The following is a 13,615-nucleotide window of genomic DNA, read 5'->3' as shown; positions in this document are numbered from 1 at the left end:
AGAGGTATATTATGCTTCCTGTGATCGCCTTAGTGGGGCGACCTAATGTTGGTAAGTCGACATTGTTTAACCGCTTAACTCGCACTCGAGATGCGCTCGTTGCTGATTTTCCCGGGCTCACTCGTGATCGTAAATATGGTCAAGCGAGCTATGATGGCTATGACTTTATTGTGGTCGACACCGGTGGTATCGATGGCTCTGAAGAGGGCATAGAAACAGAAATGGCAGAGCAATCGCTGTTGGCGATTGATGAAGCCGATGTGGTGCTGTTTTTAGTCGATGCTCGAGCTGGCATGACGGTGGCTGATCAGGCCATTGCCCACCACCTGCGTAAGCAGGAAAAAAAGGTATTCTTGGTAGCAAATAAAACCGACGGCATCGATGCTGATTCTAACTGTGCGGAGTTTTATCAGTTAGCCCTCGGTGAGGTATACCAGATTGCAGCTGCCCACGGTCGTGGTATAGCTGGGCTACTTACTACAGCATTGCACCCGGTTATCGAAGAGCTCAGCGCATTAGAGGCTGGTACTGAGGAAGAAGCCTTTGCTGCGTTTGATCACGACGGTGAGCTGAGCGACGAAGCTCAGCAAGAGCTGGAGAATCAAGCCATAAAGTTGGCTATTATTGGTCGTCCTAATGTTGGTAAGTCAACACTCACTAACCGTATCCTTGGTGAAGAGCGAGTAATTGTTTATGATATGCCAGGTACCACACGAGACTCCATTTATATACCTATGACCCGCAATGAGCGCGAGTATGTGTTGATAGACACTGCCGGTGTTCGAAAGCGCAAGAAAGTCAGTGATGTGGTTGAGAAGTTTTCGGTGATTAAAACGCTCAAGGCCATAGAAGATGCGAACGTCGTGCTGTTGGTGATTGATGCGCGCACGGGCATTTCCGATCAAGACCTAAGCTTGCTTGGCTTTGCCCTCAATGCCGGACGCTCCTTGGTATTGGCGGTAAATAAATGGGACGGACTGGATACCGATGTCAAAGACCGTATTAAGTCTGAGTTAGACCGTCGTCTTGGCTTTGTTGACTTTGCGCGTATTCACTTTATCTCAGCGCTGCACGGCACTGGGGTAGGGCATTTATTTGAGTCGGTGGAAGAAGCCTTTGATAGCGCCACTAAACGAATTAGTACGGCGATGTTACGGCGGATCATGGATATGGCACAGGCGGATCACCAACCACCTTTGGTGCGTGGTCGTCGAGTGAAGTTAAAGTATGCGCACGCCGGTGGCTATAACCCACCGCGTATCGTTATTCATGGTAACCAAGTACATGAGTTGCCGGATAGCTATAAGCGTTACTTAATGAACTATTATCGCAAAGCCCTAGACATCATGGGGACGCCGATCAAAATTGAATTCCGTGAAGGGGATAACCCTTATGCAGGACGCAGTAATAAAATGACCTTATCACAGCGACGGAAGCTGAAAAAAATCAGCCAAGAGTCTAAAGGTAAGTAATGAAAGCGGCGCAATTAGAGCGCCGTTTTTGTTTATTTTATACGCCCTTAGCGCTATTCTTAAGCTATTGTTCAGAAATAAAACGAGTGGCTATGAAGTGCGTAGGGACGACTATCTTCGTTGATAATGTCGAAGAAGTGCTGGATTTTTATTACCAAGCTTTTGGTTTATCGACACACTACATTGACGAGCAAGGCACTTACGGCGAACTAGCCTGCGGGGCCGCTAAAATCGCCTTTGCCAGCCATCCATTTGCGCAATCACGCTTTCGCCAAGAATATATCCGTACTCAGCCAAAGCAGCCGGCACTGGGCTTTGAGTTGAGCCTATGCTGCGATAATGTTGCTCAGAGCTTTGCTAAAGCGGTGGCCGCTGGGGCTGAACCACTGTCGCCACCGGCAACTCATCAAGGGCTCACCTACGCCTATGTGCGCACCCTGGAGGGGACTTTAGTTGTGCTCAGCAATGAGCCATAAAAAAAGCCGCTCTAGGCGGCTTGTTTGGTTATTGAATTTCGCCGAGCTTTTCGGCTTGCTCTTTACAGCGGTTGTAGATTTCTTGGCACTGGGCCACGCACACGGTGTTGGTCATACTCTCTTCAACGGTGCTGTTGCTACAGTTGGTTTCACACTGAAAATTTTGCTGCGCACACTGGTTAAGCTCAGGGTTTTCCACACTATTCTGACAGCCACTTAGAGCGGCGACTAAAGCTAACGCGAAAATCGCTTTCATGGTATTCATCCCTTTTATTTTTCTGTTACTTAGCTGCAGTCTAGCGTTAAATTATCGATAAGTCTCACTTTATCCAAATAGGCGGCCACTAATAACACCAGCTCAGAGTCTTTGGCTGTCGCTGCTGTCAGTCGATTGCGCTCAGCCACATTAAAGTAATCGATACGCAGTCCTTGCTGTTCTATGCGGGCAATAGCTTGATGCTCCAAGTCGGCAAAGTCGTTATTACCGGCCTGTATTTGTTCTTTGACCCATTGCAAGGTAGTGAACAAGGTGCTCGCTTGCTGCTTTTGCGCTTCATTAAGATAGTTATTCCGAGAGCTTAGTGCTAAACCATTCACATCTCGTTCGGTTGGCACACCGATGACCTCTATAGGCATGGACAGGTCGCGCACCATGGTTTTTATAACTTGTAGCTGCTGAAAGTCTTTCTCGCCAAAACAGGCGAAGTCAGGCTGTACTAAATTGAACAGCTTAGTGACCACAGTGGCAACACCGCGAAAGTGTCCTGGGCGGGCACCGCCGCAATAACCCAATGATACGCCAGGGACGTCAACATAGCTTTGACTTTCTAAGCCATTGGGGTAGATGGTTTGTACCGTGGGAGTAAATAAGTAATCGGCACCGCGCTCACTTAACCCCTGTTGATCAGCTTTTAAGGTACGCGGGTACGCATCTAAATCCTCATTGGCGCCAAATTGCATAGGGTTAACAAAAATACTGACGACCACCTTATCTGCTAATGTTTTCGCTTTATCAACAAGTGAGTAGTGCCCCTCATGTAAGTTGCCCATAGTTGGAACAAAGGCGATGCTCAACCCCGCTTGGCGCCAAGACTTAATTTGGCTGCGTAGTGAGCGAATTTCGCTGGTAGTCTGCATAGCTATCTTCGTCTAATTGAATTCATGGTCAGGGCCAGGAAAGGCACCACTTTTTACATCTTCACAAAACTTCTGCACCGCCGCAGGCATGTTACCGGTTTCGGCAAGAAAGTTTTTCGAGAACTTGGGAATATACCCTGCGGAAATACCGACTAAATCATGCATAACCAGAATCTGTCCATCGGTCTGGTTGCCTGCGCCAATGCCTATAGTGGGAATACTCACCGCATCGGTGATGGCTTTGGCTAAGGCGCTAGGTATGCATTCAAGTACCAAAAGCTGCGCTCCAGCCTGCTCTAATGCTTGCGCATCGGCAATCATTTTCTGCGCTTGCGCTTGGTCACGGCCTTGAATTTTAAAGCCGCCAAACACATGGACCGATTGCGGCGTTAGCCCCAAATGTCCACAAACCGGTACGCCTTGCTGAGTGAGAGCTCGGATACTATCATGCAGCCACTCACCGCCTTCCACCTTAACCATGTTGGCACCGGCACGCATCAGCTTAGCTGCATTCTCGCAGCTTGCTGCAACGGTGTTGTAAGTCATAAATGGCATATCAGCGATGACAAACAAATCGCGGCTGCCAGCGCGAACGCAACGCGTGTGATATGCAATATCCTCTATGCTGACTGCGAGCGTATCATCACTGCCTTGCAGCACCATGCCGAGGGAGTCACCGACCAATACGGCATCAACGCCATTGTCGGCAAAAAGTTTTGCAAAACTGGCATCATAGGCTGTAAGCGAGGTTATTTTTTCACCTGCTTGTTTTTTCTTTGCCAGAGTAGAAACTGAGATCTTCGCCATATGCTGTCCTTATTAGAGTTGTTCTAAGCCATTGCGTGGGGTATTGGCCACGAGGCGTTGCAGCGAGCTGCCATCTGGTAGATGTAAATCAGGAGCTAGCTCATGAAGTGGGTAGAGCACAAATTCACGCTCTTTCATACCGTAATGTGGCACTGTGAGGCGGGCATCATCAATGCATTGCTCGCCAAATAAGAGGATATCGATATCTAAAGTACGTGGTCCCCAGCGCTCGGCCTTGCGCACTCGACCGAGTCGTTGTTCAATCGCTTGAGTGGCATCGAGAAGTTGGTGTGCGCCTAAGGTGCATTGCATTGCGAGCACCGCATTCACATAGTCGGGCTGATCTTGCGGTCCCATAGGTTTACTGGCGTACAGCGCCGAGCAGCGGTGTGCTGTGGTGCCCGCCAGAGCCTTGAGTTCAGTAATGGCATGGTGTAATTGGGCGATAGGGTCGCCTTGGTTTGCACCTAATCCTAAGTACACCTGAGTCATTATTGTGACTCACCCTTAGGTTTATTGCGGTTGCGTGAGCCGCCGCTACGACGACGCCGACGAGGGCGGTTATTGCCTCCTAGGGCTTTGACCATCATCTTTTGACCATTCACATCGGCATTAAGGTAGGCACTCCACCAATCAGCCAGCTCTTTTAGGTCCTCTTGACCGCTATCTACCAGTAGCAACATAAAGTCGTAAGCGGCTTTAAAGCGTGGTTGCTGGCTCAGGCGATAGGCACGTTGGCCACCGCGTTTATCAAAACGGTGTTGAATGTGCCAAATATCTCGTGCTCCTAGCGTGAAGCGCTTTGGCACTGCCACATGTTGGGCGTTTTCCGATAAAATTTGGTTCATGGCCGCAGCCAAGGCTTCAAAATGTGGCAATTGATCGCGTTGCATCAACAACTGACAACGCTCTAACAGCGGGAACCACAGCAGTGCGGCAAAAATAAACGCCGGGGTGACTTTCTTGTCGCCGTTAATCCGCACATCGGTATTGGCAAACATCTGCGCTATAAAACGCTCTTCTTGACCACCTGGGTTGGCATCAAGCAGCTTGTCCAATGCGGGAAATAAATACTTAAATAACCCATATTGGCGCAAAGCATGGAAATTAGCTTCGGCTTTGCCGCCTAAAAACAACTTCAAACACTCTTCAAACAAACGAGCCGGCGGGATATGCGCAAGTAAGTCAGCCAATTCAGTAATGGGTTTTGCTGTAGCGCTGCTAATGCTCATGTCTAATTTGGTGGCAAAGCGAATGGCACGCAACATACGCACAGGGTCTTCGCGGTAGCGTGTCTCTGGATCGCCAATAAGCTCTATGCGGCGGCCTTTAATGGCTGCGACGCCATTAGCGTAATCATAAATGCAGAAATCTTTAATTGAGTAGTACAGCGCATTGATAGTGAAATCACGGCGCTCGGCATCTTCGTCGATAGTACCGTACACGTTGTCGCGCAGCAGTTGACCATGCTCAGATGACTGACTGACGTTATTTTTTGAGTCTTGCGCCTCGTGGTGACCACGCATGGTCGCCACTTCAATGATCTCGCGGCCAAATACGATATGCGCGAGACGAAAGCGACGACCAATTAAACGACAGTTGCGAAACAGCTTCTTAACCTGCTCTGGCGTCGCATTGGTAACAACATCAAAGTCTTTTGGTTGCAGACCCAGTAGCAAATCGCGCACACAACCACCGACCAGGTAGGCTTCAAAACCGCCGTCTTTGAGTCGGTATAATACTTTTAACGCGTTGGGGCTAAACTGGCTGCGCGAAATCCCGTGCTCGCTGCGGGGGATAATCACCGGCTCGTCGAGCGTCCCTACGGTTGCTGAGTGGGCGTCAATGTGCTCTTTTGCGGACAGTGCTTGTCGGCAAAAATGAAACAATTTGGAAATGATAATCGCTCTCCTAGGCTGCATTTATGGCGATTTTAGAAGTGGCTTATAATATACCAGCGCGGCGGAAAAATTAAGCGAGGGAGCAAAAAATCACGGCTTTATAGGGTGGTTAATTCGGTGTTGCCCGCTTCATCTTCACTTACTTGCACTTCTAGGGCCTGACGCAGCTGTACTTTAGGGTATTGGCTAACAGCCCAATCAACAATGGTTGCAGCGCGCTCATGGAGCAGTTCAGGGTCGGGTTGAAAACCTAAAAAGCGTAATGCATCTAATAGAGCTGGTTGAGGGTGTGCGCGCTCGATAGCTGGCGCGTAATTTTGCTTCGACAGCTTAAAGCCCGGGCTAGCCACAGCTAACGGCAGATGCATATAGCTCGGTGGAGTGGCCCCTAATTCAGTAAATAAGCCGATTTGCCGTGCGCTGGGGATAAGTAAGTCGGCACCACGGACAACATCAGTAATGCCTTGGTCAATGTCATCGATGACCACGACCAGTTGGTATGCGAACAAGCCGTCCCGGCGCTTAATAATGTAGTCTTCGCGTGCTTGTTGCGCCAACACTTTTACCTCGCCTTGAAGGCGGTCTTGAAAACGCTCGACAATCTGGTTTTGAACTAATCTGAGGGCATATTCATCACCGCTCACCGTCAAGTTGCGGCAGCGATTGTCATAGACGCCACCCATGGCTTTAATTTGTTTGCGGGTGCATTGACAGCGGTAAATTAAACCTCGGTCATAAAGTTCATCGGTGATTGCTTGATAGCGCTCTAAACGTTGGCTTTGGTAAACGACGTCACCATGCCAATGCAGTGCATAGGCTTCGAGGGTTTTTAGAATGTCGGTATCAGCGCCGGCTTTGACGCGTGGAGTGTCAATATCTTCAATGCGAACGAGCCAGCGGCCATGATGACAGCGGGCATCTAGGTAGCTACCAAGAGCAGCTACCAGAGAGCCGAAATGCAGGGGACCGGATGGGGAAGGGGCAAAACGGCCAACGTAATGGCGCGCGGCAGGTGTGCTCGTGCCCAAACCCGTAGTTGTCATGGTTGATTAACCGCGACCGGCTTGCTTCTCTTTAATCTCAGCGAGTGATTTACAGTCCACACACAAATCTGCAGTTGGTCGCGCTTCTAAGCGGCGAATACCGATTTCAATACCACAAGATTCGCAATAACCAAACTCGTCTTCATCGATAAGTGTGAGGGTTTTTTCAATCTTTTTAATTAGCTTACGTTCGCGGTCACGAGTGCGAAGTTCCAAAGAGAACTCTTCCTCTTGCGCGGCACGATCGACTGGGTCTGGAAAGTTAGCCGCTTCATCCGCCATATGGGTCTTGGTGCGGTCAACTTCGTTTCTCAGTTCGTTACGCCATGATTCCAGAATTTTGCGAAAGTGAGCACGTTGCTGCTCATTCATATACTCTTCGCCTGGCTGTTCTTGATACGGTTCTAACCCCGCCTGAGCGATTAACCCTAGTTTACGCTGCTCTGGCATAACACTCTCCTAAATCCTTAATATACAGTCCCCGGAAATAACCGGCGGCTATAAATAGCAGAATACCACCCCCTTAGCAAACACTTTTTTCTTAACCCGATGGCGACTGAATCCATCGTGACTGGTAAAAAGGAACGATAAGGTGTGGCGTTTATTCTTTTCTTAATTCAGCTTTATATGGTGTCCTTGGCCACTATTTCAAGTTGTTTTTTGTAATAAGATAACGTTTTGGTGATTTGCCATACCAACGCTTGAAAGCTCGTTGCAACGCACTTTGCTCAGAAAAACCAAGTTTTGTTGCAATATCAATGGCTTTGTAGCCGGATTCAAAGAGCTGTAAAGCCAGACGTGCACGGGCTTCATCCAATAATAGTGAAAAGCTTGTTTGCTGCTGCGCCAGATGACGCTGCAATGTGCGTGTTGGCACAGCGCACAGTTGCGCCGCTTGCTCTACATTGAGCCGCTGCGGCAAATGCGCTACCAGTTGCTGTTTTACTTTTTCGCGTAAATCAAAGCGCGCATCCAGTTGTTGCTGAGCTTGATGCAGTAACAGCTGCTCTAGGGTGGTATCGGGCTGCTTGAGAGGTTGGCCAAGCAACACCCTTGCGATGGTCATGCTGTTAGTGCTGCTATTGAAATACACTGGACATTTAAACACGTTTTCGTAAATACGCTGTTCCTTGGTGTTATTAGGTGGCGAGCGCATTAGGTGCACGGCAACCGGCGTCAGCTGCTCAGCTTGCAAGACATACATGCGAGCAAAGCTTAGCCAGCTAGCAAAAAGCTCATCAATTACGTAGTAACAGTGCGACTGCGTGGGCCCTAAATCCAAAGTTAGCGTTTGCGCTCGCTGATGAAAGGTAAGGCTTTGGGTATGGCGCACCAATGGGTGAAATCGACGTCCGTAGTCAATGACCCGGTGTAAATTAGGGCTCACGGCAGCAAGGTGACCAAGCACGCCCCAGCGCTCAAGGTCCAACTGCACGCCAAAGTATAAGCCGATATGTGCGCAATTGAGTTGCTGATGCGCCCAAAGCATTAGACGGTGGTAATGGCCAAGGTGAAAGCTTTCACTGGGCTGGTGTAGTGCCTGCTCATCGCAGCGCAGCTGGTGCAAGGCGTCGGCTCGTTTCAGCCCCTTTGTTTCTAAAAACAAAACCAAAGAGCGCAGTACTTGATGGCTGACAAAAGAGGGACTCATAGAGCTATTTGTTATTATTTTATTGTTCTTTATCCACGCTGCGCTAATTGGCGCGTAAAGTCAATTTTTGGCGTTATAGGTCAAGATTTACACCTGAGCTTAGGGCAAGGTGAAGCAGAGCAAGTAGAATAACAATAGAGAAGGACACCCTATGAAAACATCGTTTACGCCGCTGTGCCTTGCCGTCATCAGCGCACTAACCTTAAATGGTTGCGGCTCTGACTCCGATGACAATACCTCGCCTGTGGTCGAAACCCCGGACCCAGTACAACCGGACCCTGAACCTAAACCTCTGGTGCTGTTTGATGACGATGGTACCTTAAACGCTGATATACGTTGGACCACTTATGGCGTCCCCCATATTAAAGCAGACAATGTTGAGAGCTTGGCATTTGGTAGTGGCTACGCCTATGCCAAAGACAACGCCTGTGTGTTGATGGACCAAATCGTCAAAGTGCGAGGCCACCGTAGCCGTTACTTTGGCCCAGATGAAGTCCCTGGCACTGGCGACTCCGCTCATTTGATTTCGGACTTTGGTTATAAGGCCTTGGGCGTTAATGACTACGCTGCAGAAAATTACGACCAGCTCGATGCGCAAAGTCGCGCCCATTATCAAGGCTTTGTTGCTGGGTTTAATAAGTATGTCAGTGACACTGGGGCTGCTAATCTCGCCCCCGAGTGCGCCTCACAACCTTGGGTGATCACGCTCACCCCTGAAGATATGCTGGCCTACTCTATGGCTACGGTGCAATTAGCAAGCTCAGCCAACTTTCTTGATTTAGCCTTTTATGCCAACCCTGGTGAGGGCGATGAATACCTGCCAGTTATGGCCCAAAGCGGGGCGGTGGCGCAGAGTTTTGCCGCCAATTTGAATGCCCGTACGAAAACCTTAAAGCTAGAAAAGAAGTATGAGCACTTGGGCTCGAACGGTTGGGGGTTAGGTAAAGATAAAATGGAAAATGGCATGGGTGGCTTGTTAGCGAACCCGCATTTTCCGCATCGCGGTAACCTCAGGTTCTGGCAATCGCATTTGACCATCCCTGAATCACTCAATGTCATGGGCGGAAGCTTGCAGGGCATGCCGGGTGTGGTCAATATCGGCTTTAATGAGCATGTCGCTTGGACTCATACCTTCTCCAAGGCTCGGCATTTCATTATTTACCAGTTAGCGCTCAGTGACAATGACCGCTTAAGTTACACCTTAGATGGTGAGCCTATGGCCATTAACAGCAAAACCATCAATGTCGATGTTGCCATTGCACCAGGGCAGAGTATTACCTTGACGAAAGACTACTATTACTCACATCAAGGCTTGATGATCGAGACCCCAGCCGCGCAAGGATTAGGGTGGAGTGACAGTCACGCATTTACCATTAAAGATGCCAACGAATTTAATATGGATGTGGTGGGCTTTTGGTCGCGTATGAATGCCGCCAGTAGCTTGGACGACATGAAAGCAGCATTTGCCGAGTTTGATGGCGTATCCTTTAACAATACCATGGCAGCGGACAAGCACGGCAATGCCTTTTTTATTGATGACTCCACCGTTCTAAAAGTAGGGGAAACCGCTAACTTGGCGCTGCGATTAGAGCCACAATTAGTGGCATTACGTGAGCAAACAGGGTTCGATTTAGTCCCTGGCGATACTTCATTATTTGCCGCTGATGGTGTCGTGCCTTATGCCGAGGCACCGAAGTTAGAGCGTAGCGATTATGTGCAAAATTCCAATGACAGTTATTGGCTTACCAACCCCGAGCAACCGCTGTCAGGGTTTGCCGCGCAATATGGTGACGTGCAATACCCGCAATCACTGCGCACGCGCATGGGGCTAAAGCTACTGCGTGAAGGCGGTGGCGAAGACGGTAAGTTCTCATTAGCTGAGCTCGAGCAAGCGTTAATTGGCAATGATATTTACCTTTATGACTTGGTCTTTCCGGAGCTAGTAAATCAATGTCAGGCTCAGGGCAGCGAGCCTATTAACCTTGATGGTCGGGCGGTTGACTTAAGTGATGCCTGCACGCTGTTGGCTCAGTTTGACGGCAAGATGACCTTGCAGACCAAAGGCGCTGCGCTGATCCGTGAGTTTGCGCATTTATTTGACCCAGAAGTGCACTTGTTTGATAACTTCTCCAGCATCGATGCTGCAAATACTCCGAACACGTTGCGCCCCGATGGCTCAGCATTACAAACTCTGGCACATGCGGTACTAAATGTGACCGACAATGGTTTTGCCCTGGATGCGACCTTGGGTGAGTTACAGTTCGTTGAAAAAACACTGGCCGGGGGCATGGCCTCAGGAGAAAAACTCCCCTGGGCGGGCCCTATGCATGTCGAAGGCGGCTTTAACGTATTTCGCTTTGACCGCCGTGGGCTTTCCGATTCGACGGTGATCCCTTATGTTAGCTACCCCGCGCTCAATGATGCGCTTAGCGGCGCACCACTGGCTTCCAATCTCAGTGCATCTGGTTACCCCATCAACTATGGTTCAAGCTGGATGTTTGTGATGAACTTTACCGAGAACGGCCCGGTTGCCAAAGGGTTGCTGACCATGTCTCAGAGCGCACACTCAGACTCACCGCACTTTGACGACCAAAGCCGTTATTACTCGCAACAAGCCGCTTTGCGCCCGCTGTATTTTTCTGAGGGCGACATTAGCAACAACTTGATTGCCGAGATGAGTATTAGTCTTGAAAAGCCAAGCGCTGAGTGAGGGTGACCTCCTCGGCACTGATACGGGCTTTATAGGCTAACACTTCAACGCCGGCTTGCTGCGCTTGGCGCAGGAGGTCGGCGTAAACCGGATCAATATGGGCGGCGGCGCTGACTTGGTTGATGCCGCTGTGCAGCACAGCGAACAGTAACACCGCCCGCTTTCCTTGTTGGCGCATGGTGATTAACTCGCGCAGGTGTTTTTGCCCACGTAGCGTTTGCGCGTCGGGGAAGTAACCCTGTCCTGAGTGCTCAAGTAAGGTCACTGATTTTACTTCGATATAGCAATCTGCTTTGTCGGCATCGCGCAACAGTATGTCGATACGGCTATTTTCTGCACCGTATTTTACTTCACTGTGTAGTTGTTCATAGCCTTGCAGTTCTTCGATCACATCGTTGTTGATGGCCTCAATGGCGACTTTATTAGCCACGGCGGTATTAACACAAATTAAATCCCCTTGGGCGTTACTACTGAGCTCCAAACTATGCGGGTATTTGCGTTTGGCGTTGTCGCTGGTGGAGTAGTAGGCGTGCACGCCAGGCTCGGCACAGCCGGTCATTTTACCGGTGTTAGCACAGTGCACGGTAAACTCATTACCATCTTCGTCGCGCAAATCCACTAAGAAACGTTTATAGCGCTTTAGCAGGGTGGCGCTTTGTAACGGGGCAGGAAATAACATTAATCTCACTTCGCTTTAGAACTGCATAGCCCTAGTGTAAACTGCTAGTAATTGTAATCACAGTCCAAGAGGACCCACATGAGTCAACAATTTTTAGTACACCTAAGTGAACAAGCTGCGCCTAGTCATTGGGGCGAATCTGCATCAGTGTCTTTCAATGAACAAGGTGCCACGGTGCACTTAAGTGAAGATGAAACCCTTAAAAACGTACAAAAGGCGGGCCGCGCCATAGCTAATCAAGGCGTAAAAGCGGTGCAGTTAAGCGGCGATACTTGGTGCACTGAAAGTCAGTGGGCATTCTACCAAGGCTTTGTTAGCCCTAAGGTACTCGATGGGGTGAGCTTTGTTGATAACGACCAAAGCGACATTAAGGAGCTGCAAGCGCTTAAGCAAGCAGCGACTTGGATGCGCCAGATGATCAACGGCACGGCAGAAGAAATTTACCCAGAAAGCCTGGCAGAAAAGGCGGGTGAGTTTATTCAGTCGCTGGCGCCTGAGCATGTCAGCTATCAAATTATTAAAGGCGAAGCACTAAAAGAGCAGCAGTGGATTGGTATTTACGAAGTCGGTCGCGGTAGTGAGCGCCCACCGGTGCTACTAGAGCTTGATTTTAACCCCACAGGTGATGATGCCGCTGAAGTGGCTTCTGCACTTGTTGGTAAAGGGATCACCTTTGATTCCGGTGGTTATTCAATCAAGCCGAGCGAAGGGATGCTGGGCATGAAGTGCGATATGGGCGGTGCAGCAACCGTCACCGCAGGCTTGGCCCTGGCAATTAGTCGTGGTTTAGACAAGCGAGTTAAATTATACCTTTGTTGTGCTGAGAACCTGATTTCAGGGCACGCATATAAACTTGGTGACATTCTGACCTATAAAAACGGCACCACAGTGGAGATTGTGAACACCGACGCCGAAGGCCGCCTAGTGCTAGCTGATGGTTTGATGGCCGCCAGTGAGTCTGGGGCGAAAACCATTATTAATGCAGCCACCTTAACGGGCGCAGCGTTAGTGGCTGTGGGTCAGGAATATAACGCTCTGTTTGGCTTAGACAAAGACATGGTGCGCGATGTTGAAGGCTTCGCTAAAGAAGAATTTGAAGGTGCATGGCCGTTGCCATTGGAGAAGTTCCACCAGCACAACTGTCCATCACCTTATGCTGACACCGCTAATAGTCGTCCACAAAAAGGTGGTGGTTTTGGTGGCGCCTCAAACGCCGCCGGATTCCTGTCTCGCTTTGTTCGTGATGAAGGACAAGGCTGGGTGCATATCGATTTAGCCGCAGCGTTTCAAACATCCGCTACGGGCATGTGGGCAGCTGGGGCAACGACACAAGGCATGCGTACGGTTGCACGTACGCTACAAGAAAAGTCGTAACTTTAACAATTCGATAGAAAGCGGCCTTGCGCCGCTTTTTTTATGCCTAAAATTAACCTAAAGCTTGGAATCGTGGCCCTCATGGCGCATTAATAAAATGGTTAGATATATTTTGGTGGGAAGTGAGAGAATAAGCCCAATAGCAATACACATAGCGCCAAGCATATAGCTGTACATACCAAAATACTGGCGGAATCCATCCACGACAAGCAGGCTATGACCACTCAAAATGAGCAACAGTCCCAATACTATGATGCATTTTAATAGGGTGAGTTGGGTGGCTTTTTGCATGGGGTAATCACTTTTAGTCACATTTTACGACTATTATTTAAGCAAATGTAAATTTTTATTGGATTGATCTACCT

At 49.3% G+C, this 13,615-nt stretch carries 14 protein-coding genes; 4 read left to right on the top strand and 10 right to left on the bottom strand.

Annotated features, from left to right (window positions below):
* Positions 1–11 precede the first annotated feature (11 nt).
* Positions 12–1,472, top strand: a complete 1,461-nt coding sequence (gene der, locus PRUTH_RS10120; protein ID WP_022944276.1) for a ribosome biogenesis GTPase Der — start codon at positions 12–14, stop codon at positions 1,470–1,472.
* 92 nt (positions 1,473–1,564) lie between these two features.
* Positions 1,565–1,948, top strand: coding sequence for a VOC family protein (locus tag PRUTH_RS10115; RefSeq protein ID WP_151173740.1), 384 nt, complete (start codon positions 1,565–1,567; stop codon positions 1,946–1,948).
* A 28-nt stretch (positions 1,949–1,976) separates the two neighbouring features.
* Here PRUTH_RS10115 and PRUTH_RS10110 read toward each other — a convergent pair whose 3' ends face one another.
* The 8 genes from PRUTH_RS10110 to PRUTH_RS10075 form a co-directional block, all read right to left on the bottom strand.
* The gene (locus PRUTH_RS10110) at positions 1,977–2,204 is read right to left on the bottom strand and encodes a hypothetical protein (RefSeq protein WP_022944274.1); all 228 of its coding nucleotides are present in this window, start codon (positions 2,202–2,204) and stop codon (positions 1,977–1,979) included.
* Between the two features lie 29 nt (positions 2,205–2,233).
* Positions 2,234–3,085, bottom strand: a complete 852-nt coding sequence (gene panC / locus PRUTH_RS10105) for a pantoate--beta-alanine ligase (protein ID WP_151173205.1) — start codon at positions 3,083–3,085, stop codon at positions 2,234–2,236.
* A gap of 12 nt (positions 3,086–3,097) precedes the next feature.
* On the bottom strand, positions 3,098–3,892 hold the full coding sequence (panB, locus tag PRUTH_RS10100) for a 3-methyl-2-oxobutanoate hydroxymethyltransferase (RefSeq protein WP_045979688.1): 795 nt from the start codon (positions 3,890–3,892) through the stop codon (positions 3,098–3,100).
* A gap of 12 nt (positions 3,893–3,904) precedes the next feature.
* On the bottom strand, positions 3,905–4,384 hold the full coding sequence (gene folK, locus PRUTH_RS10095; RefSeq protein WP_138509422.1) for a 2-amino-4-hydroxy-6-hydroxymethyldihydropteridine diphosphokinase: 480 nt from the start codon (positions 4,382–4,384) through the stop codon (positions 3,905–3,907).
* The gene (pcnB, locus tag PRUTH_RS10090; RefSeq protein ID WP_082079329.1) at positions 4,384–5,814 is read right to left on the bottom strand and encodes a polynucleotide adenylyltransferase PcnB; all 1,431 of its coding nucleotides are present in this window, start codon (positions 5,812–5,814) and stop codon (positions 4,384–4,386) included. Before pcnB ends, folK begins: the two co-directional genes overlap by 1 nt.
* A 77-nt stretch (positions 5,815–5,891) precedes the next feature.
* Complete coding sequence (gene gluQRS / locus PRUTH_RS10085; RefSeq protein ID WP_138588876.1) at positions 5,892–6,836, bottom strand: tRNA glutamyl-Q(34) synthetase GluQRS; 945 nt, start codon at positions 6,834–6,836, stop codon at positions 5,892–5,894.
* A 6-nt stretch (positions 6,837–6,842) separates the two neighbouring features.
* Positions 6,843–7,286 (bottom strand): RNA polymerase-binding protein DksA, encoded by a 444-nt coding sequence (dksA, locus tag PRUTH_RS10080; RefSeq protein ID WP_022944268.1) that lies wholly within the window; start codon positions 7,284–7,286, stop codon positions 6,843–6,845.
* A gap of 193 nt (positions 7,287–7,479) precedes the next feature.
* Complete coding sequence (locus PRUTH_RS10075; RefSeq protein WP_151173204.1) at positions 7,480–8,487, bottom strand: AraC family transcriptional regulator; 1,008 nt, start codon at positions 8,485–8,487, stop codon at positions 7,480–7,482.
* 151 nt (positions 8,488–8,638) lie between these two features.
* Here PRUTH_RS10075 and PRUTH_RS10070 point away from each other — a divergent pair, with 151 nt between their 5' ends.
* Entirely contained in the window at positions 8,639–11,197 is a 2,559-nt protein-coding gene (locus PRUTH_RS10070) for a penicillin acylase family protein (protein ID WP_151173203.1), read from the top strand.
* On the opposite strand, the gene sfsA is transcribed toward PRUTH_RS10070, so the two are convergent.
* Positions 11,169–11,876 carry a DNA/RNA nuclease SfsA gene (gene sfsA, locus PRUTH_RS10065; protein ID WP_151173202.1) on the bottom strand — a complete coding sequence of 236 codons (708 nt, stop codon included), beginning with the start codon at positions 11,874–11,876 and terminating at the stop codon, positions 11,169–11,171. The genes PRUTH_RS10070 and sfsA overlap by 29 nt on opposite strands.
* Before the next feature lie 78 nt (positions 11,877–11,954).
* Between sfsA and pepB the strand changes: the two genes are divergently transcribed.
* Positions 11,955–13,250, top strand: a complete 1,296-nt coding sequence (gene pepB / locus PRUTH_RS10060) for an aminopeptidase PepB (protein ID WP_045979682.1) — start codon at positions 11,955–11,957, stop codon at positions 13,248–13,250.
* A 57-nt stretch (positions 13,251–13,307) separates the two neighbouring features.
* Here pepB and PRUTH_RS10055 read toward each other — a convergent pair whose 3' ends face one another.
* Entirely contained in the window at positions 13,308–13,541 is a 234-nt protein-coding gene (locus tag PRUTH_RS10055) for a hypothetical protein (protein WP_022944263.1), read from the bottom strand.
* Positions 13,542–13,615: the final 74 nt, after the last annotated feature.

The sequence above is a fragment of the Pseudoalteromonas ruthenica genome, from assembly GCF_008808095.1.
Lineage (GTDB): Bacteria > Pseudomonadota > Gammaproteobacteria > Enterobacterales > Alteromonadaceae > Pseudoalteromonas > Pseudoalteromonas ruthenica.
Note: the sequence above shows the minus strand (reverse complement) of the source record. Positions and strands in the feature narration are given on the sequence as shown.